Origin of the sequence: Pseudomonas sp. 9.1(2019), assembly GCF_009910445.1 — a bacterium.
Classification (GTDB): Bacteria; Pseudomonadota; Gammaproteobacteria; order Pseudomonadales; family Pseudomonadaceae; genus Aquipseudomonas; species Aquipseudomonas paraversuta.
In genome coordinates this window covers 314,343-336,231 of the sequence record NZ_VBWF01000011.1, presented here as the reverse complement: position 1 = coordinate 336,231, position 21,889 = coordinate 314,343, and the positions used below count along the sequence as shown (strand labels likewise).

General features: G+C 56.9%; 22 protein-coding genes. 15 read left to right on the top strand and 7 right to left on the bottom strand.

The genetic code is table 11. From position 1 onward, the window contains the following. Positions 1–4 precede the first annotated feature (4 nt). From FEZ21_RS20465 to FEZ21_RS20440, 6 genes are all read left to right on the top strand, one after another. Positions 5–1,303 carry an ABC transporter substrate-binding protein gene (locus tag FEZ21_RS20465; protein ID WP_003440702.1) on the top strand — a complete coding sequence of 433 codons (1,299 nt, stop codon included), beginning with the start codon at positions 5–7 and terminating at the stop codon, positions 1,301–1,303. A gap of 113 nt (positions 1,304–1,416) precedes the next feature. Beyond that, a complete protein-coding gene (locus FEZ21_RS20460; RefSeq protein ID WP_003440704.1) occupies positions 1,417–2,325 on the top strand; it encodes a carbohydrate ABC transporter permease in 909 nt (302 codons plus the stop codon). Further along, positions 2,318–3,163, top strand: coding sequence for a carbohydrate ABC transporter permease (locus FEZ21_RS20455; RefSeq protein ID WP_003440706.1), 846 nt, complete (start codon positions 2,318–2,320; stop codon positions 3,161–3,163). The genes FEZ21_RS20460 and FEZ21_RS20455 overlap by 8 nt, the downstream gene beginning before the upstream one ends. 2 nt (positions 3,164–3,165) lie before the next feature. After that, positions 3,166–4,326 (top strand): ABC transporter ATP-binding protein, encoded by a 1,161-nt coding sequence (locus FEZ21_RS20450; protein ID WP_003440708.1) that lies wholly within the window; start codon positions 3,166–3,168, stop codon positions 4,324–4,326. Between the two features lie 174 nt (positions 4,327–4,500). Continuing rightward, positions 4,501–5,850 carry a carbohydrate porin gene (locus FEZ21_RS20445; RefSeq protein WP_003440710.1) on the top strand — a complete coding sequence of 450 codons (1,350 nt, stop codon included), beginning with the start codon at positions 4,501–4,503 and terminating at the stop codon, positions 5,848–5,850. A 210-nt stretch (positions 5,851–6,060) separates the two neighbouring features. After that, positions 6,061–6,933, top strand: a complete 873-nt coding sequence (locus FEZ21_RS20440) for a D-hexose-6-phosphate mutarotase (RefSeq protein ID WP_010655923.1) — start codon at positions 6,061–6,063, stop codon at positions 6,931–6,933. 41 nt (positions 6,934–6,974) lie between these two features. Here FEZ21_RS20440 and FEZ21_RS20435 read toward each other — a convergent pair whose 3' ends face one another. Beyond that, entirely contained in the window at positions 6,975–7,835 is an 861-nt protein-coding gene (locus FEZ21_RS20435; RefSeq protein WP_177412960.1) for a MurR/RpiR family transcriptional regulator, read from the bottom strand. Between the two features lie 208 nt (positions 7,836–8,043). Between FEZ21_RS20435 and zwf the strand changes: the two genes are divergently transcribed. Genes zwf through FEZ21_RS20420 form a run of 3 tightly spaced genes read left to right on the top strand, consistent with a single transcriptional unit; the run spans position 8,044 to position 10,896 of the window. After that, complete coding sequence (zwf, locus tag FEZ21_RS20430; protein WP_003440716.1) at positions 8,044–9,513, top strand: glucose-6-phosphate dehydrogenase; 1,470 nt, start codon at positions 8,044–8,046, stop codon at positions 9,511–9,513. After that, positions 9,500–10,213: a 6-phosphogluconolactonase gene (gene pgl / locus FEZ21_RS20425; protein ID WP_003440717.1), complete on the top strand. Its 714-nt coding sequence runs from the start codon at positions 9,500–9,502 to the stop codon at positions 10,211–10,213. The genes zwf and pgl overlap by 14 nt, the downstream gene beginning before the upstream one ends. Continuing rightward, positions 10,210–10,896 (top strand): bifunctional 4-hydroxy-2-oxoglutarate aldolase/2-dehydro-3-deoxy-phosphogluconate aldolase, encoded by a 687-nt coding sequence (locus tag FEZ21_RS20420; protein WP_177412956.1) that lies wholly within the window; start codon positions 10,210–10,212, stop codon positions 10,894–10,896. Before pgl ends, FEZ21_RS20420 begins: the two co-directional genes overlap by 4 nt. Before the next feature lie 155 nt (positions 10,897–11,051). On the opposite strand, the gene FEZ21_RS20415 is transcribed toward FEZ21_RS20420, so the two are convergent. After that, a complete protein-coding gene (locus FEZ21_RS20415; protein ID WP_160628310.1) occupies positions 11,052–12,239 on the bottom strand; it encodes an aminotransferase class V-fold PLP-dependent enzyme in 1,188 nt (395 codons plus the stop codon). A gap of 12 nt (positions 12,240–12,251) precedes the next feature. Beyond that, positions 12,252–12,488 carry a DUF3820 family protein gene (locus FEZ21_RS20410; protein ID WP_019693207.1) on the bottom strand — a complete coding sequence of 79 codons (237 nt, stop codon included), beginning with the start codon at positions 12,486–12,488 and terminating at the stop codon, positions 12,252–12,254. A gap of 207 nt (positions 12,489–12,695) precedes the next feature. On the opposite strand from FEZ21_RS20410, the gene FEZ21_RS20405 reads away from it, so the two are divergent. Further along, positions 12,696–13,163, top strand: a complete 468-nt coding sequence (locus FEZ21_RS20405; protein ID WP_003440729.1) for a PA2169 family four-helix-bundle protein — start codon at positions 12,696–12,698, stop codon at positions 13,161–13,163. A 113-nt stretch (positions 13,164–13,276) separates the two neighbouring features. On the opposite strand, the gene FEZ21_RS20400 is transcribed toward FEZ21_RS20405, so the two are convergent. After that, positions 13,277–13,747: a MaoC family dehydratase gene (locus tag FEZ21_RS20400; protein ID WP_003440732.1), complete on the bottom strand. Its 471-nt coding sequence runs from the start codon at positions 13,745–13,747 to the stop codon at positions 13,277–13,279. Between the two features lie 71 nt (positions 13,748–13,818). Next, positions 13,819–14,763, bottom strand: coding sequence for an alpha/beta hydrolase (locus tag FEZ21_RS20395; RefSeq protein ID WP_003440734.1), 945 nt, complete (start codon positions 14,761–14,763; stop codon positions 13,819–13,821). 209 nt (positions 14,764–14,972) lie between these two features. Here FEZ21_RS20395 and fadD2 point away from each other — a divergent pair, with 209 nt between their 5' ends. Together fadD2 and fadD1 are read left to right on the top strand one after the other, a co-directional pair. Then, complete coding sequence (fadD2, locus tag FEZ21_RS20390; protein WP_003440736.1) at positions 14,973–16,661, top strand: long-chain-fatty-acid--CoA ligase FadD2; 1,689 nt, start codon at positions 14,973–14,975, stop codon at positions 16,659–16,661. A 359-nt stretch (positions 16,662–17,020) separates the two neighbouring features. Beyond that, positions 17,021–18,712, top strand: coding sequence for a long-chain-fatty-acid--CoA ligase FadD1 (gene fadD1 / locus FEZ21_RS20385; protein WP_003440738.1), 1,692 nt, complete (start codon positions 17,021–17,023; stop codon positions 18,710–18,712). 102 nt (positions 18,713–18,814) lie between these two features. Here the strand turns inward: fadD1 and FEZ21_RS20380 are convergent, their stop codons facing one another. Continuing rightward, positions 18,815–19,195 carry a hypothetical protein gene (locus FEZ21_RS20380; RefSeq protein WP_003440740.1) on the bottom strand — a complete coding sequence of 127 codons (381 nt, stop codon included), beginning with the start codon at positions 19,193–19,195 and terminating at the stop codon, positions 18,815–18,817. 200 nt (positions 19,196–19,395) lie between these two features. Here FEZ21_RS20380 and FEZ21_RS20375 point away from each other — a divergent pair, with 200 nt between their 5' ends. From FEZ21_RS20375 to def, 3 genes are all read left to right on the top strand, one after another. Next, positions 19,396–19,587, top strand: a complete 192-nt coding sequence (locus FEZ21_RS20375; RefSeq protein ID WP_003440746.1) for a CsbD family protein — start codon at positions 19,396–19,398, stop codon at positions 19,585–19,587. A gap of 184 nt (positions 19,588–19,771) precedes the next feature. Next, complete coding sequence (locus tag FEZ21_RS20370) at positions 19,772–20,725, top strand: YihY/virulence factor BrkB family protein (RefSeq protein ID WP_003440749.1); 954 nt, start codon at positions 19,772–19,774, stop codon at positions 20,723–20,725. A gap of 2 nt (positions 20,726–20,727) precedes the next feature. After that, entirely contained in the window at positions 20,728–21,267 is a 540-nt protein-coding gene (gene def / locus FEZ21_RS20365) for a peptide deformylase (RefSeq protein ID WP_003440752.1), read from the top strand. A 76-nt stretch (positions 21,268–21,343) separates the two neighbouring features. On the opposite strand, the gene FEZ21_RS20360 is transcribed toward def, so the two are convergent. Beyond that, complete coding sequence (locus FEZ21_RS20360; RefSeq protein WP_003440755.1) at positions 21,344–21,748, bottom strand: GNAT family N-acetyltransferase; 405 nt, start codon at positions 21,746–21,748, stop codon at positions 21,344–21,346. Positions 21,749–21,889 lie beyond the last annotated feature (141 nt).

The window sequence follows — 21,889 nt, the reverse complement described above, 5'->3', positions numbered from 1 at the left end:
TCTCATGAATTCACTCAGTCGCCTCGCCGTTTCCATCTCTCTCGCCTGTGCATTTCCCCTGACAACCTATGCCGCCGACGCACCTGCCGATTCCAAAGGCACGGTCGAAGTGGTGCACTGGTGGACCTCGGGCGGTGAAAAAGCGGCCGTTGATGTCCTCAAGGCCCAGGTCGAAAAAGACGGCTTCACCTGGAAAGACGGCGCAGTCGCCGGCGGTGGCGGAGCCACGGCCATGACCGTACTGAAAAGCCGTGCTGTCGCCGGCAACCCGCCAGGCATGGCTCAGATCAAAGGCCCCGACATCCAGGAGTGGGCCTCCACGGGCTTGCTCGACACTGAAGTCCTGAAGGACGTTGCCAAAGAAGAGAAGTGGGACAGCCTGCTCGACAAGAAAGTCTCCGATACCGTGAAATACGAAGGCAATTACGTGGCCGTGCCGGTGAACATCCACCGGGTCAACTGGCTGTGGATCAACCCTGAAGTGTTCAAGAAAGCCGGTATCGAAAAAGCCCCTGCCACCCTCGAAGAATTCTATGCCGCGGGCGACAAGCTCAAGGCTGCCGGTTTCATTCCGCTCGCCCACGGTGGCCAGCCTTGGCAGGACAGCACTGTGTTCGAAGCCGTGGTGCTCTCGGTCATGGGGGTCGATGGCTACAAAAAGGCACTGGTAGAGCTGGATAACGCCACCCTGACCGGTCCTGAAATGGTCAAGGCGCTGACCGAACTGAAGAAAGTCGCGACCTACATGGACGCAGACGGCAAGGGGCAGGACTGGAACCTGGAAGCGGGCAAGGTCATCAACGGCAAGGCCGGCATGCAGATCATGGGTGACTGGGCCAAGAGCGAGTGGACGGCGGCCAAGAAAGTCGCGGGCAAGGATTATCAGTGCGTGCCTTTCCCGGGTACCGATAAAGCCTTTACCTACAACATCGACTCCCTGGCGGTGTTCAAGCAGAAAGACAAGGGCACGGCGGCGGGTCAGCAGGACATTGCCAAGGTCACCCTGGGGGAAGACTTCCAGAAAGTCTTCAGCATCAACAAAGGCTCGATCCCGGTGCGGATCGACATGCTGAACGACATGGCCAAGTACGGTTTCGATTCTTGCGCCCAGACCGCGGCCAAGGACTTCCTGGCTGATGCCAAAAGCGGTGGCCTGCAGCCGAGCATGGCGCACAACATGGCAACCACGCTGGCGGTGCAGGGCGCATTCTTTGATGTGGTGACCAACTACATCAACGACCCGAAAGCCGACCCGGTTGAAACGGCCAAGAAACTCGGCGCAGCGGTCAAGTCTGCCAAGTAACCCGTAGCGGCAAGTTTCAAGCTGCAAGCTGCAAGTCAGAGCACTGTCCTGCTTGTCTTGCAGCTTGAAACTTGTAGCGGGTAACTGCTCCTTCCTTTTTTATGGATTTCCCCATGAGTTCTGTTGCTGCCTTCAGCAAAGCCTCGCCGTTCGATGCACTGCAGCGCTGGCTTCCCAAACTGGTGCTGGCGCCCAGCATGTTCATCGTCCTGGTGGGCTTTTACGGCTATATCCTGTGGACGTTCGTTCTTTCGTTCACCAACTCGACTTTCCTGCCGACCTACAAATGGGTAGGCCTGGCGCAATACGCACGCCTGTTCGACAACGACCGCTGGTGGGTCGCCAGCAAAAACCTGGCGGTATTCGGTGGCATGTTCATCGCCATTACCTTGGTGATTGGCGTGACGCTGGCGGTGTTCCTCGATCAGCGCATCCGGCGTGAAGGCTTCATCCGCACTATTTACCTGTACCCGATGGCGCTCTCGATGATCGTCACCGGTACCGCCTGGAAGTGGTTGCTGAACCCGGGCATGGGCCTGGACAAGCTGCTGCGGGACTGGGGCTGGGAAGGCTTTCGTCTGGACTGGCTGATCGATCCCGACCGCGTGGTGTATTGCCTGGTGATTGCGGCAGTGTGGCAAGCCTCGGGTTTTATCATGGCGATGTTCCTCGCCGGCCTGCGCGGGGTCGATCAATCGATCATTCGTGCCGCCCAGATCGATGGCGCGAGTTTGCCGCGGATTTACTGGAAAGTGGTGCTGCCAAGCCTGCGTCCGGTGTTCTTCAGTGCGGTGATGATTCTGGCGCACATTGCGATCAAGAGTTTTGACCTGGTGGCGGCAATGACGGCAGGTGGTCCGGGTTACTCGTCCGACTTGCCTGCGATGTTCATGTATTCCTTCACCTTCAGTCGCGGTCAGATGGGTGTCGGTTCGGCCAGTGCGATTCTGATGCTCGGAGCGATTCTTGCGATCATCGTGCCTTACCTGTATTCCGAGCTGAGGGCCAAGCGTAATGACTAGTCTTGCCGGCAAATCCGCCATCAGCCTGAGCCGCATCGCGATCTACGCGGTGCTGATCTTCGCTGTACTGCTGTACCTGGTCCCCCTGGTGGTCATGTTGTTGACCAGCTTCAAAACCCCGGAAGACATCAGTACCGGCAACCTGCTGAGCTGGCCCGCCGTGGTCACCGGCATTGGCTGGGTCAAGGCCTGGGCCACGGTCGACGGCTACTTCTGGAACTCGATCAAGATCACCGTCCCGGCGGTACTGGTCTCCACCGCCATCGGCGCGCTCAACGGCTACGTGTTGTCGATGTGGCGTTTTCGCGGTTCGCAGTTGTTCTTCGGCCTGCTGCTGTTCGGCTGCTTCCTGCCGTTCCAGACCGTGTTGCTGCCAGCCTCGTTCACCCTCGGCAAAATGGGTCTGGCCAGCACCACCACCGGCCTGGTGTTTGTGCACATTGTTTACGGCCTGGCGTTTACTACACTGTTTTTCCGCAATTACTACGTCAGCATTCCCGACGCGCTGGTGAAGGCGGCGCGTCTGGATGGCGCGGGTTTCTTTACGATTTTCCGCATGATCATTCTGCCGATGTCGACCCCGATCATCATGGTCTGCCTGATCTGGCAATTCACGCAGATCTGGAATGACTTCCTGTTCGGCGTGGTGTTCTCCAGTGGTGACTCACAGCCCATTACCGTGGCGCTGAACAACCTGGTCAACACCAGTACCGGGGTCAAGGAATACAACGTGGATATGGCCGCGGCGATGATCGCCGGGCTGCCGACCCTGCTGGTCTATGTGGTCGCAGGCAAGTATTTCGTGCGCGGGCTGACGGCCGGCGCAGTCAAGGGGTAATCATGGCAACGCTTGAACTTCGTAATGTAAACAAGACCTACGGTGCCGGCTTGCCGGACACCCTGAAGAACATCGAACTGTCGATCAAGGAAGGAGAGTTCCTGATCCTGGTGGGGCCTTCCGGGTGTGGCAAGTCGACGCTGATGAACTGCATCGCCGGCCTGGAGAACATCACGGGCGGCGCGATCATGATTGATGATCAGGACGTCAGCGGCTTGAGTCCCAAGGATCGCGACATCGCCATGGTGTTCCAGTCCTATGCGCTGTACCCGACCATGAGTGTGCGCGAGAACATCGAGTTCGGTCTCAAGATCCGCAAGATGCCCCGGGCTGACATCGACGAAGAAGTGGCCCGGGTTGCCAAGTTGTTGCAGATCGAGCATTTGCTCAACCGCAAGCCGGGGCAATTGTCCGGCGGTCAGCAACAGCGTGTGGCAATGGGCCGGGCCCTGGCCCGGCGGCCGAAGATCTATCTGTTCGACGAGCCATTGTCCAACCTCGATGCCAAGTTGCGGGTCGAGATGCGCACCGAAATGAAACTGATGCACCAGCGTCTGAAAACCACCACCGTCTACGTCACCCACGATCAGATCGAGGCCATGACCCTGGGCGACAAGGTGGCGGTCATGAAGGACGGCATCATTCAGCAGTTCGGTACTCCCAAGCAGATCTACAACGATCCGGCCAACCTGTTTGTTGCCAGCTTTATCGGTTCGCCACCGATGAACTTCATTCCGTTGCGCCTGCAGCGCAAGGACGGCCGCCTGCTGGCGCTGCTGGACAGTGGCCAGGCGCGTTGTGAGTTGCCGATGAGCATGGATGACGCCGGTCTGGAAGACCGGGAGGTGATTCTGGGGCTGCGCCCGGAGCAAATCGTGCTGGCCTCGGCCGATGCTGCCGGCATGCCAACCATTCGCGCCGAAGTCCAGGTGACCGAGCCCACAGGTCCGGACACTCTGGTCTTTGTTCAGCTCAATGAGGCCAAGGTCTGCTGTCGCCTGGCGCCCGATGTGGCGCCGCAAGTGGGTGAAACCCTGACCCTGCAATTCGATCCGGCCAAGGTGTTGCTGTTCGATGCCAAAACCGGTGAGCGCCTGGGCACTGCTGCTTCGTTGCCGGTACAGGATCGTGCTGACAACGTCACCCGAATCAAGGGGCGCTGAGTTTCAAAGTGTGGGGGTGTTCATGGAGGAGCCGGGGCCGTCTGAGCTGCAAGCGACCCGCCCCCACAGTTACACAGGGGTAGTGCCGTTGCGGGCATTGGAACGGTCGGGAATTTAAAAGTGGACCGAGTTGGATAAAAACAGTTAATAACAATAAAAGACGAGGATTTAGGGATGAAAAAGCAACACGCAAATACCCGGTTGATCTGCCAGCTGTCAGCCGTCGCCGCGCTGGTGCTTTCTGCCAATGCGATGGCCGACGACGCTTTCAGTGCAGATTCAAAATGGATGACCGGTGATTGGGGCGGTGAGCGGACCAAGCTGATCGAGCAGGGTATCGACATCAAGGCCGATTACGTCGGTGAAGTAGGCGCCAACCTGCATGGCGGCTATAACCACGACAAGACCGCGCGCTACAGCGACCAGTTCGGGCTGGGCGTGGCGCTGGACCTGCAAAAGCTGTGGGGCTGGGATAACACCCAGGCCAAGATCCAGCTCACCAACCGTAATGGTCAGAGCATCTCCAATGACCGTATCGGCGACCCGCGTGCCGGAACCCTGAGCTCCTCCCAGGAAGTCTACGGCCGTGGCCACATGGTTCGTCTGACCCAGTTGTATATCCAGCATCAATTCCTGGACGGCAAACTGGACGTCAAGGCCGGTTACTTCGGTGAAGGCGAAGACTTCAACACCTTCCCGTGCGAATTCCAGAACCTGGCGTTCTGCGGTTCCCAGGTGGGTAACTGGGCCACCAACATCTGGTACAACTGGCCGGTCAGCCAGGCTGCACTGCGGGTGAAATACAACATCACCCCCGAGTTCTATGCGCAGATCGGTGCGTACAACCAGAACCCGTCACAACTTGAGCACGGTAACGGTTTCAAACTCAGCGGCAGCGGGACCAAGGGTACAGTGCTACCGGTCGAACTGGTCTGGTCGCCCAAGGTCAACAACCTGCCGGGCGAATACCGTGTGGGCTACTACAAGAGCACGGCACCTGCGGATGACCTGCGCGAAGACATCAACGGCGCAGATGCTGCGACCACCGGTCAAAGCTACCGTGTGCGCAACAGCAAGCACGGTTACTGGTTTGTGGCCCAGCAGCAACTCACCAGCCACAACGGTGATGCCTCCCGTGGTCTGAATGTTGCAGCCAACGCAACTTTCCACGACAAGGCCACCAACATTGTCGACAACTATCAGTCGCTGATGTTTGTGTACAAAGGTCCGTTCGATGCCCGTCCAAAAGATGACATCGGTATCGGTTTTGCCCGTATCCACGTCAACAGTGATGTGAAGAAAAACGCCGAGCTGGCCAACGAGGCCATTGGTGTCACCGACTATGACAACCCGCTGTACTCACCGCTGCGCTCCACCGAATACAACTACGAACTCAACTACGGCATCCACGTGACCAACTGGCTGACTGTGCGTCCTAACCTGCAGTACATCACTCACCCGGGCGGTGTTGACCAGGTTGATAACGCGTTGGTGGCCGGCCTGAAAATTCAGTCGGTGTTCTAACGTTGTTGCGATAAGCTCCTGTCCTTATGCGCATTTGACGGATAGCCATGGCTATCCGTTTTTTTGTGCAGGAGCTTTCGGGCTTTAGTGAGACCGCGATAGCGGTTTACCCGTCGATATCTTTTCTGGATCTGGTACCTCCTTGCAGGCAGGCCAGCTCCCACAGGTTCTACTAAGGTTTGGGCGACATGATTTTCAGGACTGCGGCACATGCATGAGCATCCGCTTCACCGTTTTTTCAAATCCAGACGCGAGCAGCCGGTCTTCCAGTGGGAGCGCTTTCAGCAGCGTGACATCCTGGTGATTGACCACCCCCATTGTCAGGCCGTGTTCAGCCGTCAGGGTGCGCAACTTCTGCATTTCAAACCCACCGGCCAGAAGCCCTGGTTGTGGTGCGCTGCCAAATGGCCGCAAGTTGGAGCGATCCGTGGTGGCGTGCCTATTTTCTGGCCGTGGTATGGCCGTCATCCAAGCGAAAATGCGTGGCCGTCCCATGGCTGGGCGCGTTTGATCGACTGGAAGTTGCTGGACAGTCATGCAGACGAAGAGGGCGTGAGCCTGCACTGGCGGTTACAGCTGTGCGACTGGCAGGTGGATCTGCATGCGCGACTGGGCGAAGACATGGAGCTGCGCCTGAGCACCGAACACCAGGACGATGAGCCTTGCCAGCTGAGTCAGGCTTTGCGCGCTTACTGGCGGATTGGTGATGTGGCGCAGATAGCGCTGTCCGGTCTTGACGGGGTACAGGGCTACGACCAGCTCAACCGCGAAGTTTGCCAGCAGCAGGGCGAGTTACGGGTTGCGGGCGGTTGTCAGCGGGTGTTCCGGCATGACGGCGAAATGCAGCTCAATGACCACGCCTGGCGGCGGGCGCTGAGCATCGACACCGGCGCCAGTGGCAACACGGTGGTGTGGCATCCGGGCAAGCGGCCGTTACTGGGTGTGAGCTGGAACGAAGTGATGGGGTTTGTGTGTGTCGAGTCCACCAGCGGCGGTACCCACAATCAGACCCTGGCCCCTGGCGAGCAAGCGCATCTGAGTCTGCAGGCCCGGGCCGGTTTGGTGAGTGCCGCACCTCTGTAGGAGCGAGCTGCGGTTGCCTTGAAGCTCGCTCCTGCAGGGGGTCAGTTGAACTCGTCACCCACCGGATAGCGGCTGGCGTTCAGGCTTTCCTTGATTTTTCGCAGGTGTGGCTGGAAATCCACGCCGCGGCGCAGGGTCATGCCGGTGGCCAATACGTCCAGTACGGTGAGCTGGATGATGCGCGAGGTCATCGGCATGTAAATGTCGGTGTCTTCAGGCAGCGGAATGTTCAGGCTCAAGGTACTGGCCTTGGCCAGTGGCGAATTCTCTGCGGTCAGCCCCAGTACCGAGGCCCCGTTTGCCCGCGCAATGCGTGCCACCTCTACCAGCTCCCGCGTCCGTCCGGTGTAGGAAATAATCACGAACAGCTCGCCGGTGTGCGCCACTGACGCAATCATGCGCTGCATCAGCACGTCGGCATGGGCAGTGACGGCCAGGTTGAAACGAAAGAACTTGTGCTGTGCATCCAGCGCCACCGGCGCCGAGGCACCCAGGCCAAAGAAGTGAATCTGGCGGGCCTGGATCAGCAAGTCGACGGCGCGGCTGATAAGGTTGGGGTCCAGTGCCTGGCAGGCGCTGTCGAGCGATGCAATTGCACTGCCGAAAATCTTCTGGGTGTAAGCTTCGGGATTGTCGTCGGCCTCAACTGCGCGGCTGACATAGGCGGCGCCGCTGGCCAGACTTTGCGCCAGTTGCAGCTTTAGCTCCGGGTAACCGCTAACCCCGAACGAACGGCAAAACCGGTTAACCGTAGGTTCACTGACGGAAGCCGCCTGGGCGAGCGCCGCAATGCTGAACCGGGTCGCCTGTTGCGGATTCTGCAGGATGATTTCTGCCACTTTGCGCTCGGCCTTGTTCAGGTCTTCGAGGCGGCTTTTGATCTGTTCGAGTAAATTTCGCACGCGGTCCATTTATGTTCCTTGGTTCAGCGATGCAAAGAGCCGGGTTCTAAAGCAGCTCTGGAAGGTGGCCTATCCTACTGGTGGCCTGTTACGACCACTAGCAGGAATCTGTATTTTGAGAAAATGTTGTGTTTATTACTACATTTTTCCTTGAGTGATACCTTGAAAAAAGGTATTTGTAGCTTAACTTGATAAAAGAACAAACATCATGCCTTCGATTACGGTTGAACCGTGCACCTTTGCCTTGTTCGGCGCCCTTGGCGATCTGGCCTTGCGCAAGCTGTTTCCTGCTTTATATCAACTGGATCGTGCCGGCCTGCTGCATGCCGATACGCGCATTTTTGCGCTGGCTCGCGAGCCGGGTGACGCCCTTACGCATCTGGCACACATCGACAGTCAGTTGCGTCAGTACGTTGGTGCCAAGGAAATCGAAGAAGAAGCGCTAACCCGCTTCCTGGCTCGTTTGAGTTACCTGCATGTGGACTTTCTCAAGACAGAAGATTATTTGCCTCTGGCTGAACAAGCCGGAACGGCCCAGCGCCTGATCGCGTATTTCGCGACGCCGGCGGCGGTGTATGGGGCCATCTGCGAGAACCTGTCCCGGGTCGGTCTGGCTGAAAATACCCGTGTGGTGCTGGAAAAACCCATTGGTTCGGACCTGGACTCATCGCGTAAGGTCAACGATGCCGTCGCGCAGTTCTTCCCCGAGACGCGTATTTACCGCATCGACCACTACCTGGGTAAAGAAACCGTACAAAACCTGATTGCCCTGCGTTTTGCCAACAGCCTGTTCGAAACCCAGTGGAACCAGCGCTACATCTCCCACGTTGAAATCACCGTGGCCGAGAAAGTCGGCATCGAGGGGCGCTGGGGCTATTTCGACAAGGCCGGCCAACTGCGGGACATGATCCAGAATCATCTGTTGCAGCTGTTGTGCCTGATTGCCATGGATCCGCCTGCGGACCTGTCGGCAGACAGCATTCGCGATGAAAAAGTAAAGGTTCTCAAGGCGCTGGCCCCGATCAGCGCCGAAGGTCTCACCACCCAGGTGGTACGTGGCCAATACATCGCCGGTTACAGCGAAGGGCAGTCGGTCCCGGGCTATCTGGAGGAAGAAAACTCCAATACCCAGAGCGACACCGAAACCTTCGTTGCCCTGCGTGCCGACATTCGTAACTGGCGTTGGGCGGGGGTGCCGTTTTATCTGCGCACCGGCAAACGCATGCCGCAAAAACTGTCGCAGATCGTGATCCACTTCAAGGAACCCTCGCACTACATCTTCGCCCCGGAGCAGCGTCTGCAAATCGGCAACAAGCTGATTATTCGCCTGCAGCCGGACGAAGGTATCTCCTTGCGGGTGATGACCAAAGAGCAGGGCCTGGACAAGGGCATGCAACTGCGTAGCGGCCCGTTGCAATTGAATTTTTCCGACACGTACCGCAGTGCGCGGATTCCGGATGCCTACGAGCGTCTGTTACTCGAAGTGATGCGCGGCAACCAGAACCTGTTTGTGCGCAAAGACGAAATTGAAGCGGCATGGAAGTGGTGTGACCAGTTGATCGCCGGCTGGAAAAAGTCTGGTGATGCGCCCAAGCCGTACGCGGCGGGCTCCTGGGGACCGATGAGTTCCATAGCATTGATTACGCGGGACGGGAGGTCTTGGTATGGCGATATCTGATTTGAAACTGCCTGAAGGGGTCAACGCGCACACCTTCAAGAACCCGGCGATTCTGGCCGAGGAACTGGCAAAAAAAGTGGCCGGGCAATTGAATGCCGCCATTGGCGCGCAAGGCGTTGCCACCCTGGTGGTATCCGGTGGGCGTAGCCCGGTGGCGTTCTTTCAGAGCCTGATCAAGCAACCGGTGGACTGGTCGAAAGTGGTGGTCAGTCTTGCCGATGAGCGCTGGGTCCCGGTGGAGCACGCCGACAGCAACGCCGGCCTGCTCAAAAAGAACCTGCTGCAAGGGCCGGCAGCCAAGGCGCGCTTTGTCGGCTTGTATAACGTGGCGGCCAATCTTGACGCTGCGGCAGAGCAAGCTGACCGCGCATTGGCCGAGCTACCGCCGATTGATGTCCTGATTCTGGGCATGGGCGACGACGGGCACACCGCCTCGCTGTTCCCCGACAGCCCGAATCTGCTTGAAGCCTTGAAAGCGGATGGCGAGCGTCGTTGCTGGCCGATGCTGGCACCGACCGTGCCTCATCAACGCTTGAGCATGAGCCGCAGCCTGCTGGCGAGCGCCAGGAACACGGTGCTGTCGATTCAAGGGCAGGCCAAATTGAATACCCTCAACGAAGCGCTGGCGGGCACTGACATTGCCGCCTTGCCGATTCGTGCCTTTCTGCAACCTACGTTAGAGATTTACTGGTGCCCATGAGCCAAGGATCAGCTGCCATGACAATAAAAACTGCGAACGTATCGATGGCCGATAAAGTCGCCCTGATCGATGAACTGTGTGCCTCGGCGCGAATTCTGCCGGTGATCACCATCGCTCGTGAGCAAGACATTCTGCCGCTGGCCGATGCGCTGGCTGCGGGCGGCCTGACGGCACTTGAAGTGACCTTGCGTTCACAGTTCGGGCTCAAGGCCATTCGTGTTCTGCGCGAGCAACGGCCCGAGCTGGTAACGGGGGCGGGCACCGTGCTGGACCGGCACATGCTGGCGGCTGCCGAAGAGGCCGGTTCGCAATTTATTGTCACCCCGGGCATTACCCGTGACCTGCTGGAAGCCAGCGTGGCCAGCGATATCCCGCTGCTGCCGGGTATCAGCAATGCGTCCGGAATTATGGAAGGCTACGGTCTGGGTTACCGTCGATTCAAGCTGTTCCCGGCTGAAGTCAGCGGCGGTGTGGCGGCGATCAAGGCGCTGGGCGGCCCCTTCGGTGAAGTGAAATTCTGCCCGACCGGCGGTGTTAGCCCGGCGAACATTCGCAACTACATGGCATTGAAAAATGTGATGTGTGTGGGCGGTAGCTGGATGCTCGACAGCGAGTGGATCAAGAACGGCGACTGGGCCCGAATCCAGGAATGCACCGCCGAGGCCCTGGCTTTGCTGGATTGACCACCTGTGTAACGAATTTGTTGTGTGTTCTACGGTTTTTGGTGCGCTTGGTCGGCGCACCTTTTTTTTGTCCGCAATTCCCAACGATGAGTCACCTGCAGGAGCGAGCTTGCCTGGCGATCTTTCAAAGATCGCGAGCAAGCTCGCTCCTGCAGTTAGCCCCGGGAAAGCTCGCGCAGTGCCCTGATCAACCTGTTGATGTCATCCAGCGAGGTGGTGAGGCCCACGGTGACGCGAATACAGCTACCGCAGGCTGAACCGCCTCGCACCACGGTGAACAGGTTGTAATCCTTGAGCAGACGATCTGCCATCGGTGTTTGATCCTGCAGGTGGGTGAATCGCAGGGCAGAAATGGCGCATTGCAGACGCGGGTCATCAGGCGTGAGCACTTCGATGCCCGGCATTTTTCGCGCTTCACTCACCCATAGCTCGCGCAGATAGTTCAGGCGTTCGCCTTTGGCCCGGGCGCCACCCAGGTCTTTGTGCTCTTGCAGCACCTTTGGCAGGGTCAGCCATGCCGGAATATTGACCGTGCCATAGGGGGCCCGGTTACGAATATCAGGTTCCGGGTAACGTTGACTGCCCATGTCCGGGCTAATGTCTGCCAGACGCCGCGGGTCGATATACATGACCCCCAGGGTCAGTGGTCCGCCGATCCATTTATGCAGGTTGTAACCGGCAAAGGCCACGCCCAGGGCCTGCAGGTCGAACTCGATCTGGCCAAGCGCATGGGCACCGTCCAGCACCACGTCCACGCCGTGGGCGTTGGCCGCATCGACTATCGCCTGCACCGGCATGACCAGTCCGGTGAGGTGTGTCACGTGGGTCAGCGCCATCAGCTTGATTCGCGGATGACGTGCCAATACCTCACGATAGCTGGCGACCAGGCTGTCATGGCTGGCGGGGTGCTCATGGATTATTTCGATGATCTCAAGCCCGCGCTGCCGGGCCACCCAGCGCATGGCTGACTCGACGCTGGGGTACTCCAGGTCGCTGATCAGCAACTGATCGCCGGGCTGCAAGGCGTTGTAGTTGCGAATCAGCGATTGCAGGGCATCCGAAGCGCAGCGGGTGAGGGCGATGCTGGCGTCTTCAACGCCGAGCAAGCCTGCCAGTTGATGATGGATCTCGATATTCTGCGGACCATCGAATTGCGGGCGCACATGCACCGAGTTCTTGCGGTTGATAAAGTCGATATTGCGCTGGTAGTCCTGGGCAACTCCTCGGGTCATGCGCCCGAAGTAGCCGTTTTCCAGATTGACCGGACCGGCTGCTACGTCGTAGCGCTCGGCGATGCTGTGCCAATAATCTTCGTTGCGGGCGTTCTCTTCAATCCTTGGCATGGGGCAACTCTATCAGTGGCGAGGTTTGGGTTTTCCGTGTTTGGCGCGCAACGGGTCGAGCAGGTCTGACAGACCGTTGTGATCGATTTCCTGCATCAGGGCCAGAAGACCGCCCAATTCGCCGTGTGGAAAGCCTTCTCGGGCAAACCAGTTCAAATACTGGCCCGGCAGGTCGGCAATGATCCGCCCCTTGTATTTGCCGAATGGCATTTCGCGGGTCACCAGCAGTTCGAGTTTTTCGGGGTTCATGCAGCAGCCTTCAGATACGTGATGCAACGAATGATAAATACAGGCATTTTGCATGCAGGCCAATTGACAGATCATGCAAAAAAACCGGATACAGATAGTTATGATTTCTATAACTTGTTGATATATAAGAATTTATTCAAATTCAGCAACTGGCACGGGGTCTGCAAATACTAATGCACGATCCTCAACCTTGTAAGGAATTGAATAATGACTGACCTCAATAAAGAAGCCATCTCTGTCCTGAACGATCTGATCGAAACCAGTAAAGACGGTCAGGAAGGGTTCAAGACCTGCGCCGAAGATATCAAGCATCCTGAGCTCAAGGCCCTGTTTGCAAAACGCTCTGCAGATTGTGCGGCTGCGGCTGCCGAGCTGCAGGCCGCGGTACGCCAGTTGGGTGGCGACCCGGAGACCAGTACAAGCGTGGCGGGTGATTTGCATCGTCGCTGGGTCGATGTGAAATCGATGTTTACCGGCAAGGATGAAGAGGCAGTGCTCAATGAAGCCGAGCGCGGCGAAGACCATGCGCTGAAGGCTTATAAGGAAGCGCTGGAAAAAATCGAGAAGCACCAACTGCTGCACATTCGTGATCTGGTAGAGCGTCAGTACCATGGCGTACAACGCAATCACGATCAGGTAAAGGCTCTGCGCAACCAAGCTCGTGCCCGCTCTTAAACGTAAACGCCTGCGTAGCCCTTGGTAGCTGAGGGCTGACTCGCATACAGCAAAAACCCGGCCTGTCATCCAGGCCGGGTTTTTGCGTTGCGGGCATTTGCACGTCGTGCAAATCAGCTAATGCTGATAGCCGGCAACGGGGTCAGGGTTACGGTTTGTTGTTTGCGCGGGGCAATGATTTCGGCTTCGCCATCGACCACGATTTCATCGCGTTGATTGAACACACGGGTCGCTATACGCACGCGGAACTTGGGCAGTTTCTCGAGAATTTCCAGACGCACGGTCAGGGTGTCGCCAATTTTCACCGGCTTCTGAAAGGTCATTTGCTGGCCGACATAGATAGTGCCCGGGCCAGGCAACTCACAGGCCACGGCTGCACTGATCAGCGCGCCACTGAACATGCCGTGGGCAATGCGTTCCTTGAACATGGTTGCGGCGGCAAATTCCGGATCCAGGTGCACCGGGTTGTGGTCACCGGACATGGCCGCAAAAAGCTGAATGTCGCGCTCTTCGACGGTTTTGCTGTAACTGGCAGTCTGGCCGACTTCAAGGGCTTCGTACGGGGTGTTGGTAACCTGAGTCATCTAGCGCATGTCCTGTGACGAGTGTTTAATTTCAAGTTTTTGATTTTAAAGTATTTTTTAGAATGGTCGAGCTATTCGCTGTGGGGCGGGCGGGAGCGAAGCAGGGCCTGGTCAAGCCATTCGACAACATCTGCAGTCACTTCGTCACGGTTGATTTCGTTGAAGAGCTCATGCCGTGCCTGGGGGTAGATTTTGAGTTGCAAGTCCTGACTGCCGGCTTTGCGTAAAGCCCCGGCCAGGGATTCCAGGCGCTTGCCTTCACTGACCGGGTCACAGGCGCCACCCATCACCAGCAAAGGCAGGGCTGAATCAATTTGCACGAGGTTGGACGCTTTGCTGATTTGCTGCAAGCCGCCCAGCAGATCAATCCAGAGTTGATTGGTGCAACGAAACCCGCACAAGGGGTCGTTGGCGTAGGCATCGACTTCGGCCGGATCGCGACTGAGCCAGTCATAGCGGGTGCGATTGGGCTTGAATGCTTTATTGAACGAGCCAAAGGACAACCACTCGATCAGCGCGCTGCGTCCTTTCGGGCCCTGGCGCCAGCGTTCCAGTCGGGCTATCAGGCTGGCAGCCCGGTAAAGCGCGACAGGCTGGAAATTGGAGGCGCTCAGAATTGCCCCCTGCAGGCTGTTGCTGTGGTGGAGCAAGTACGCCTGGGCGATGTAGCTGCCCATGCTGTGGCCAAGCAGGAAGATCGGGAGCCCCGGGTGGGCCTGGCCGATGTGCTGATGGAGGCTGGCGACATCACTGACCACCGCGCACCAGCCATCATGGTCAGCAAAGTAGCCCGGTGTTCCGCGTTCGGCCGTTTTACCGTGTCCGCGCTGGTCGTGGGCATACAGGCCAAAACCGGCTTCATTTAGCGCCTTGCCCAGTCGGGCATAGCGAGCAGTGTGTTCCGCCATGCCGTGGACCAGCAACACAATGGCTTTGGGCGTAGCGCCAGGCAGCCACTGATTAACCAAAAGGCCGCTACGGTCATTCGCGTCCAGCCAGAAAGTCTGATGAATCATGGCCATTCCTTTACACGGAGTAGGAGCAGTGTATAGCGCATTCACAGGCAAACCACTTAACTGGCGATGCCGCGGTAATAAGATTCAAGATGTAAATGGCGAATATCGGTGTATTTGCCTACAACTTGATAACTGTTAACGTCAGTTAGCTCCGCTTTTCAACGCCCAAGGGAAGCGGCCAGGCACATTCAGGTCCGAGGACAAAAATAATGCAACCTGATTTCTGGAATGACAAACGTCCTGCCGGTGTACCGCTGGATATAGATATGACGGCCTTCACATCGGTCGTTGATGTGTTTGAACGCTCGTGCAAGAAATTCGCCGATCGTCCGGCGTTCAGCAACCTGGGTGTGACCATCACTTATGCCGAACTGGAGCGCCACAGCGCAGCGTTTGCCGGTTATCTTCAAAATCATACCGACCTCAAGCCCGGCGACCGCATCGCTGTACAGATGCCCAACGTGCTGCAATATCCGATCGCGGTATTTGGTGCGTTGCGCGCCGGTCTGATCGTGGTCAACACCAACCCGCTGTACACCTCTCGCGAAATGCGCCATCAGTTCAAAAGTGCCGGGATTCGGGCGCTGGTGTACTTGAACATGTTCGGCAAGCGCGTGCAGGAAGTGCTGGCAGATACCGAGATCGAGTACCTGATCGAAGCCAGAATGGGCGACATGATGCCGGCTGCCAAAGGCTGGATTACCAACCTGGTGGTCGACAAGGTCAAAAAGCTGGTGCCGGCCTACCAGTTGCCCCAGGCCATTGCCTTTAAAAGCGTATTGCACCGGGGCGCAGGCCAGCCGATTCGGCCGGTGCCGGTGACGCTGGATGACACGGCAGTCCTGCAATACACCGGTGGCACCACCGGACTGCCCAAGGGCGCAATGCTCAGTCACGGCAATCTGGTGGCCAACATGCAGCAGGTGCGTGCTTGTCTGTCCCAGCATGACGAGAGTGGGCAACCGATTCTCAGGGACGGTCGGGAGGTCATGGTGGCGCCGTTGCCGCTGTACCATATCTATGCATTTACCGCTAATTGCATGGGCATGATGGTCACGGGTAACCACAACATCCTGATCACCAATCCGCGTGATATCAAAGGTTTCATCAAGGAGCTGAAGAACTGGCGGTTCACCGCTTTTCTGGGGCTTAACACCCTGTTTGTCGCGCTGATGGACCATCCGGACTTCAAGAGCCTGGACTTCTCGGGGCTGAAGGTCACCAACTCGGGCGGTACTGCGCTGGTCAAGGCCACGGCCGAGCGTTGGGAAAAAATCACCGGATGCCGCATCGTTGAGGGCTACGGCCTGACTGAAACGTCGCCGGTGGCCAGTGCCAACCCCTGTGGTTCTCTGGCCCGGCTGGGCACCGTGGGCATGCCGGTTCCGGGCACGGCGATGAAAGTAGTCAGCGATGATGGCAGCGACCTGGGTTTGGGGGAGCGCGGCGAGCTATGCGTCAAAGGCCCGCAAGTCATGAAGGGGTACTGGCAAAACCCGCAGGCAACGGCCGAAGTGCTGGACGCCGAGGGGTGGTTCAAGACGGGTGATATTGCGGTGATTGATCCCGATGGTTTTGTCCGGATTGTCGATCGCAAAAAGGACCTGATCATCGTTTCGGGTTTCAACGTGTACCCCAATGAAATCGAAGATATCGTGATGGCCCACCCCAAAGTGGTGAATTGCGCGGTAATCGGCGTGCCTGACGAGCGCACCGGGGAGGCCGTCAAACTCTTTGTAGTCGCGCGCGAAGGCGGGGTCAGCGTTGAAGAGCTCAAGGCGTACTGCAAGGACAACTTCACCGCTTACAAGGTGCCCAAGCAGATAGTGCTGCGTGACTCCTTGCCCATGACTCCAGTGGGGAAAATCCTGCGTCGCGAGTTGCGTGATAACGCCTGATTCCATCAGCCTGGTGAAAAACGCCCGTTTGCTTTGAGCAGGCGGGCGTTTTTATTCGTCTATAACAATAGGCAGGGTTTGATCCGGATCTCTGAGGGGGCGCCGTAATGCCTGAATTAGAGCGGTTTTACTATCAATAGAGCTATTGTACTAATGATGACTTTGGATTGTCCTACAGTCAGGTTTGTGACTCTGCGGGCCATCTTTGGCTCTAGGCGGCCTCTGGCAAAGCTGCTACTCTCGGCGCGCTTTGTGACTTCTCGGTAAGTGAAAAGCCAGATTTATCCATTACAAAAATCACACAAATAATAACCGCATCAATGCGGTGAAGAATTCGCGACGCTGAGGAGTGGGCTTCCATGATTGAAGACTTTTGGAAGGATAAGTACCCAGCTGGGATTGCTGCTGAAATCAACCCGGATGAATACCCGAATATTCAGACGGTACTGCGCCAATCTTGCCAACGTTTTGCGGATAAACCCGCATTTAGCAACCTCGGTAAAACCATCACCTATGGTGAGCTTTACCAGCAATCAGGTGCATTTGCCGCCTACCTGCAGCAGCACACCGACCTGCAACCCGGCGATCGCATTGCTGTGCAGTTGCCCAACTTGCTGCAATACCCGATCGCTGTGTTCGGAGCCATCCGCGCCGGCTTGATCGTGGTTAATACCAACCCGCTGTATACCGCGCGGGAAATGGAACACCAATTCAATGACTCCGGCGCCAAGGCGCTGGTATGCCTGGCGAACATGGCGCATCTGGCCGAAAAGGTCGTGCCCCAGACTTCGATCAAGCATGTGATCGTTACTGAAGTGGCTGACCTGCTGTCGCCCTTCAAGCGCGTATTGATCAACAGTGTCATCAAGTACGTGAAAAAAATGGTCCCGGCGTATCACTTGCCCAAGGCCATCAAGTTCAACGATGTGTTGAGCAAGGGGCATGGCCAGCCAGTAAACGAAGCCAGCCCGCTTGCCAATGACGTCGCGGTTCTGCAATACACGGGCGGCACCACTGGTGTGGCCAAGGGGGCGATGCTGACCCATCGCAACCTGATCGCCAACATGCTGCAGTGCAAGGCGCTGATGGGTTCCAACCTTAACGAAGGTTGCGAAATCCTGATCACGCCATTGCCGCTTTATCATATCTACGCGTTCACCTTTCATTGCATGGCAATGATGCTGCTGGGCAATCACAACATATTGATCAGCAACCCGCGTGACCTGCCGGCGATGGTTAAAGAGCTGTCGAAGTGGAAGTTCTCCGGCTTCGTAGGGCTTAACACCCTGTTTATAGCGCTGTGCAACAACGACGGGTTCCGCAAGCTGGACTTCTCGTCCCTGAAAGTGACCCTGTCGGGGGGCATGGCCCTGCAACTGTCCGTGGCCGAGCGCTGGAAGACGGTAACCGGCTGTGCCATTTGCGAAGGCTACGGCATGACCGAGACCAGCCCGGTGGCCTCGGTCAATCCGATCCAGCACATTCAGATCGGCACTATCGGCATTCCGATGCCTTCGACCCTGTGCAAAGTGATCAATGATGCGGGTGAAGAGCTGCCGTTGGGTGAAATCGGCGAGCTGTGCATCAAGGGCCCGCAGGTGATGAAAGGTTATTGGGAGCGTCCTGATGCAACTGCCGAGATCATGGACAGCGAAGGCTGGTTGAAGTCCGGTGACATCGCGCTGATTCAACCTGATGGCTATATGCGCATTGTCGATCGCAAAAAAGACATGATCCTGGTCTCTGGCTTTAACGTTTACCCGAACGAGCTGGAAGATGTGATGGCCTCATTGCCGGAAGTGTTGCAGTCGGCGGCGATCGGTATTCCTGATGAAAAAACCGGCGAGCTGATCAAGGTTTTTATTGTGGTCAAGCCGGGCATGACCCTGAGCAAAGAGCAGGTCATGGCGCATATGCGCGCGAACCTGACCGCTTATAAAGCGCCGAAAGTTGTCGAGTTCCGTGACAGTTTGCCGACCACCAACGTAGGCAAGATCCTGCGCCGTGAGTTGCGTGACGAAGAGATGAAGAAACTGGGCCTTAAAAAGTAATCTGCCCTTAAACAACAAAGCCCCGCATTGCGGGGCTTTTTTGTTTCAGCTCGCGTTTACCGCTGTGCAGGAGCGAACTCGCCCCTGCAGGGTTTGCGCTGTTTATTTTTGCAGAAACTGCGAAAAGTTGACGCCTGTGCCTGTCGGACGCACGTCCTGCAGGAAGGAGTCTTTGTCCGCGCTCAGCTCAAGACTCATGGTCGGCGTACGCTTGTGCGTCGCTCGTACCACCATGCCTTCGCGTTTCTCGCGCAGGAACGCAGTGGTGACCTTCAAGTGCAGCAGTTCATCGGTACTTGGGGTATGCAGCAACAGATGCACCCATTCGTACTGACCGACGGCCAGACGCGCCAGGGGAATATCGAACCACCAGATGTTCTTGTTGGTGTTCAATGTGGCGAAATGGCAGTTGTTGACGCCAAGCACAGCGCCGCCAAGTTCCTGGTTTCTGCGGGCAATGGCCAGCTTTTTATCGAGTTTCATAACCTTCCTACAATTGCTGATCTTCAGCGCCATAGCCTGAATCCGTTGCGCATTCTCGGGGGTTAGGCGGCAAACATAAAGCTCAACCTGCGCGGAACGACGAAATGATGGCCAGAAAATAAATGAAACTCCTGCGGTGACGATCGGGTCAATGATTCTGTCGATGTAATGACATCCGAAATTTCATCAGGAGAAATCCCATGAGCAGCACTGGCGATAAGATCAAAGGCAAAGCGAACGAAGCAGTAGGTAATGTCAAACAAGCGGTGGGGAAAGCGACCGACAATGACAAGCTGCGTGCCGAAGGCAAGGCCCAGGAGCTGAAAGGCGAAGGCCAGCAAGCGGTAGGCAAGGTGAAAGATGCGGTCAAGAAAACCGTCGATAAAGCCTGATAACCCAGGATTGCCGCAGGTGCGTCGGGTACCTGTGGCGAACATGAACGGTCATCCATGTGATGGCCGTTTTTGTATAAGTGTTTCCATAGTCGCCAACTTGACTACATTTGAGGTAAAACCCCAACCCAGAGCTTATGGCTGGCTTGCACAACCTACTTTTTAAGCGGCGAAAGGAGACGCTATGTTATTCCCGGTCTTGAATGGCCTGCCGTTGGGCAAAGTACTGATTCGCACGGTGAAAGAGTTTATCGACGATGAAATGTCGACTTACGCCTCGGCACTGGCCTATCAAATGCTGTTTTCGTTATTCCCTTTCATTCTGTTTTTGATTGCCCTGATCGGCTTCTTGCATCTGCCGGACTTTTTCTCCTGGTTGCGCCTGCAGTCTGAACTGGTACTGCCGCCGCAGGCACTGGAGCAGGTCAACCCGGTCATCGATCAGTTGCAGCAGTCCAAGGGCGGATTGCTGTCGGTGGGTATCGTAATTGCCCTGTGGACCGCTTCGGCCGGTGTGCGGCTGATGATGAGCGCCATGAATGCCGCCTACGATGTAGTCGAGGGGCGGCCAGTCTGGAAGCGATTCCCGCTGTCGATTTTTTACACCATCGGCATTGCCGGAATGCTTCTGGCAGCCGCCGCGCTGATGGTGCTCGGGCCGCAGGTGATGAGCTGGCTGGCAGGACAGGTCGGGCTCGAAGAGTTCGTGGTGACACTGTGGACCATCCTGCGCTGGCCTGTGATTGTGCTATTGCTGATGGTGGCGGTGGCGGTGATTTACTACGTCATGCCGGATGTGGAGCAAAAATTCCGGTTTATCACCCCGGGTTCGGTGCTGGCGGTGGTTGTGTGGATCGTGGCTTCGCTGGGCTTTGCCTTTTATGTCAAAACCTTTGCTGACTACAACGCCATGTATGGCAGCATCGGTGCGATCATCGTGCTGTTGCTGTACTTCTACATTTCTGCCGCGGTGCTGCTGCTGGGGGCTGAAATGAACGCCGTGATCGAGCACATGTCGGCAGAGGGCAAGGATCCGGGCGAAAAAACCTTCGATGGCTCCGACGACCCTGATCCCAAGCAACACGTCTCCGGGCTGGGGCGTGACCATTCCATTCCATCCACTCCAGATGAAGCCTGACTATGATTCGTGAAATTCTGAAAATGGGCGATGAGCGTTTATTGCGCGTTGCCCAGCCGGTGCCGGCTGAAATGTTCGATACCCCGGAACTCTGGCAGTTGCTGGACGATATGTTGCAGACCATGGAGCACGCGGGCGGTGTGGGGCTGGCGGCCCCGCAAATCGGGGTTGACCTGCAGATGGTGATCTTCGGGTTCGAGCACAGCGAACGTTACCCTGATGCTGAAGCCGTACCACAAACCATCCTGATCAATCCGTTGATCACTCCGCTCGGTCCGGCGCTTGAAGAAGACTGGGAAGGCTGCCTGTCGGTGCCTGGTTTGCGCGGGGCAGTCGAGCGTTTTCAGAAGATCCGTTACGAAGGTTTCACGCCTAAAGGTGAACCGATCGTACGTGTGGCGGAAGGTTTTCATGCACGAGTAGTGCAGCATGAATGCGACCACCTGATCGGTCGCCTGTACCCGTCGCGGATCAAGGATTTCAGCAAGTTCGGTTTTATCGAGGTGTTGTTCCCGGACCTGGAGCCGGGCACCCGGGAATAACTGCCTTGCTTTGCAGGGGCGAGCTCTTTGAATGCTCTTCAAACAGCTCGCCCCTGCAGGGAGGGGAGCGCCGGGTTTAACGGCCCATCGCTATCATCGCCTTGTTGCGTTGATAGCGCACCAGCCGCTCATACAGGGCATGGGGCAAGTCAACCTCCAGACTGAACCCCATCTTTTCATAGAGACCTTGCAGTTCAGGGTCGCAAAACAACCAGACCGTACCTTCGCACTGCGATATTGCCGCGTTGACCAGCGTGGTGGCTATGCCTTGCCCGCGTACTGCCGGATCGACAAACAGGCCGGTCAACCAGTAACCGTTGGCCATTGGTCGCAGACACAAACCGGCGACTATCTGGTCCTGGCGGGCAACCCACAATTGAGCTTCCTTGCTCGCTTTCATCGACGATTGGTGAGAGCGGTAAAACTTGTTCAGCAAGGGCCACAACGGCGCGTCGAGCGAAGAATAAGCAATGGCAGTCATAAGTCCACAGGCTTGAAAAGGGAGCGGCAGTATAAACAAATAAGTGCTTGAACTTTATAAACCTTGGGTATTGCCGCTTATTTGCAATTAAAACGCTTTGTTTATCATTGTTTTTTGAATAAAGGGTTTTAAATCCGAGTG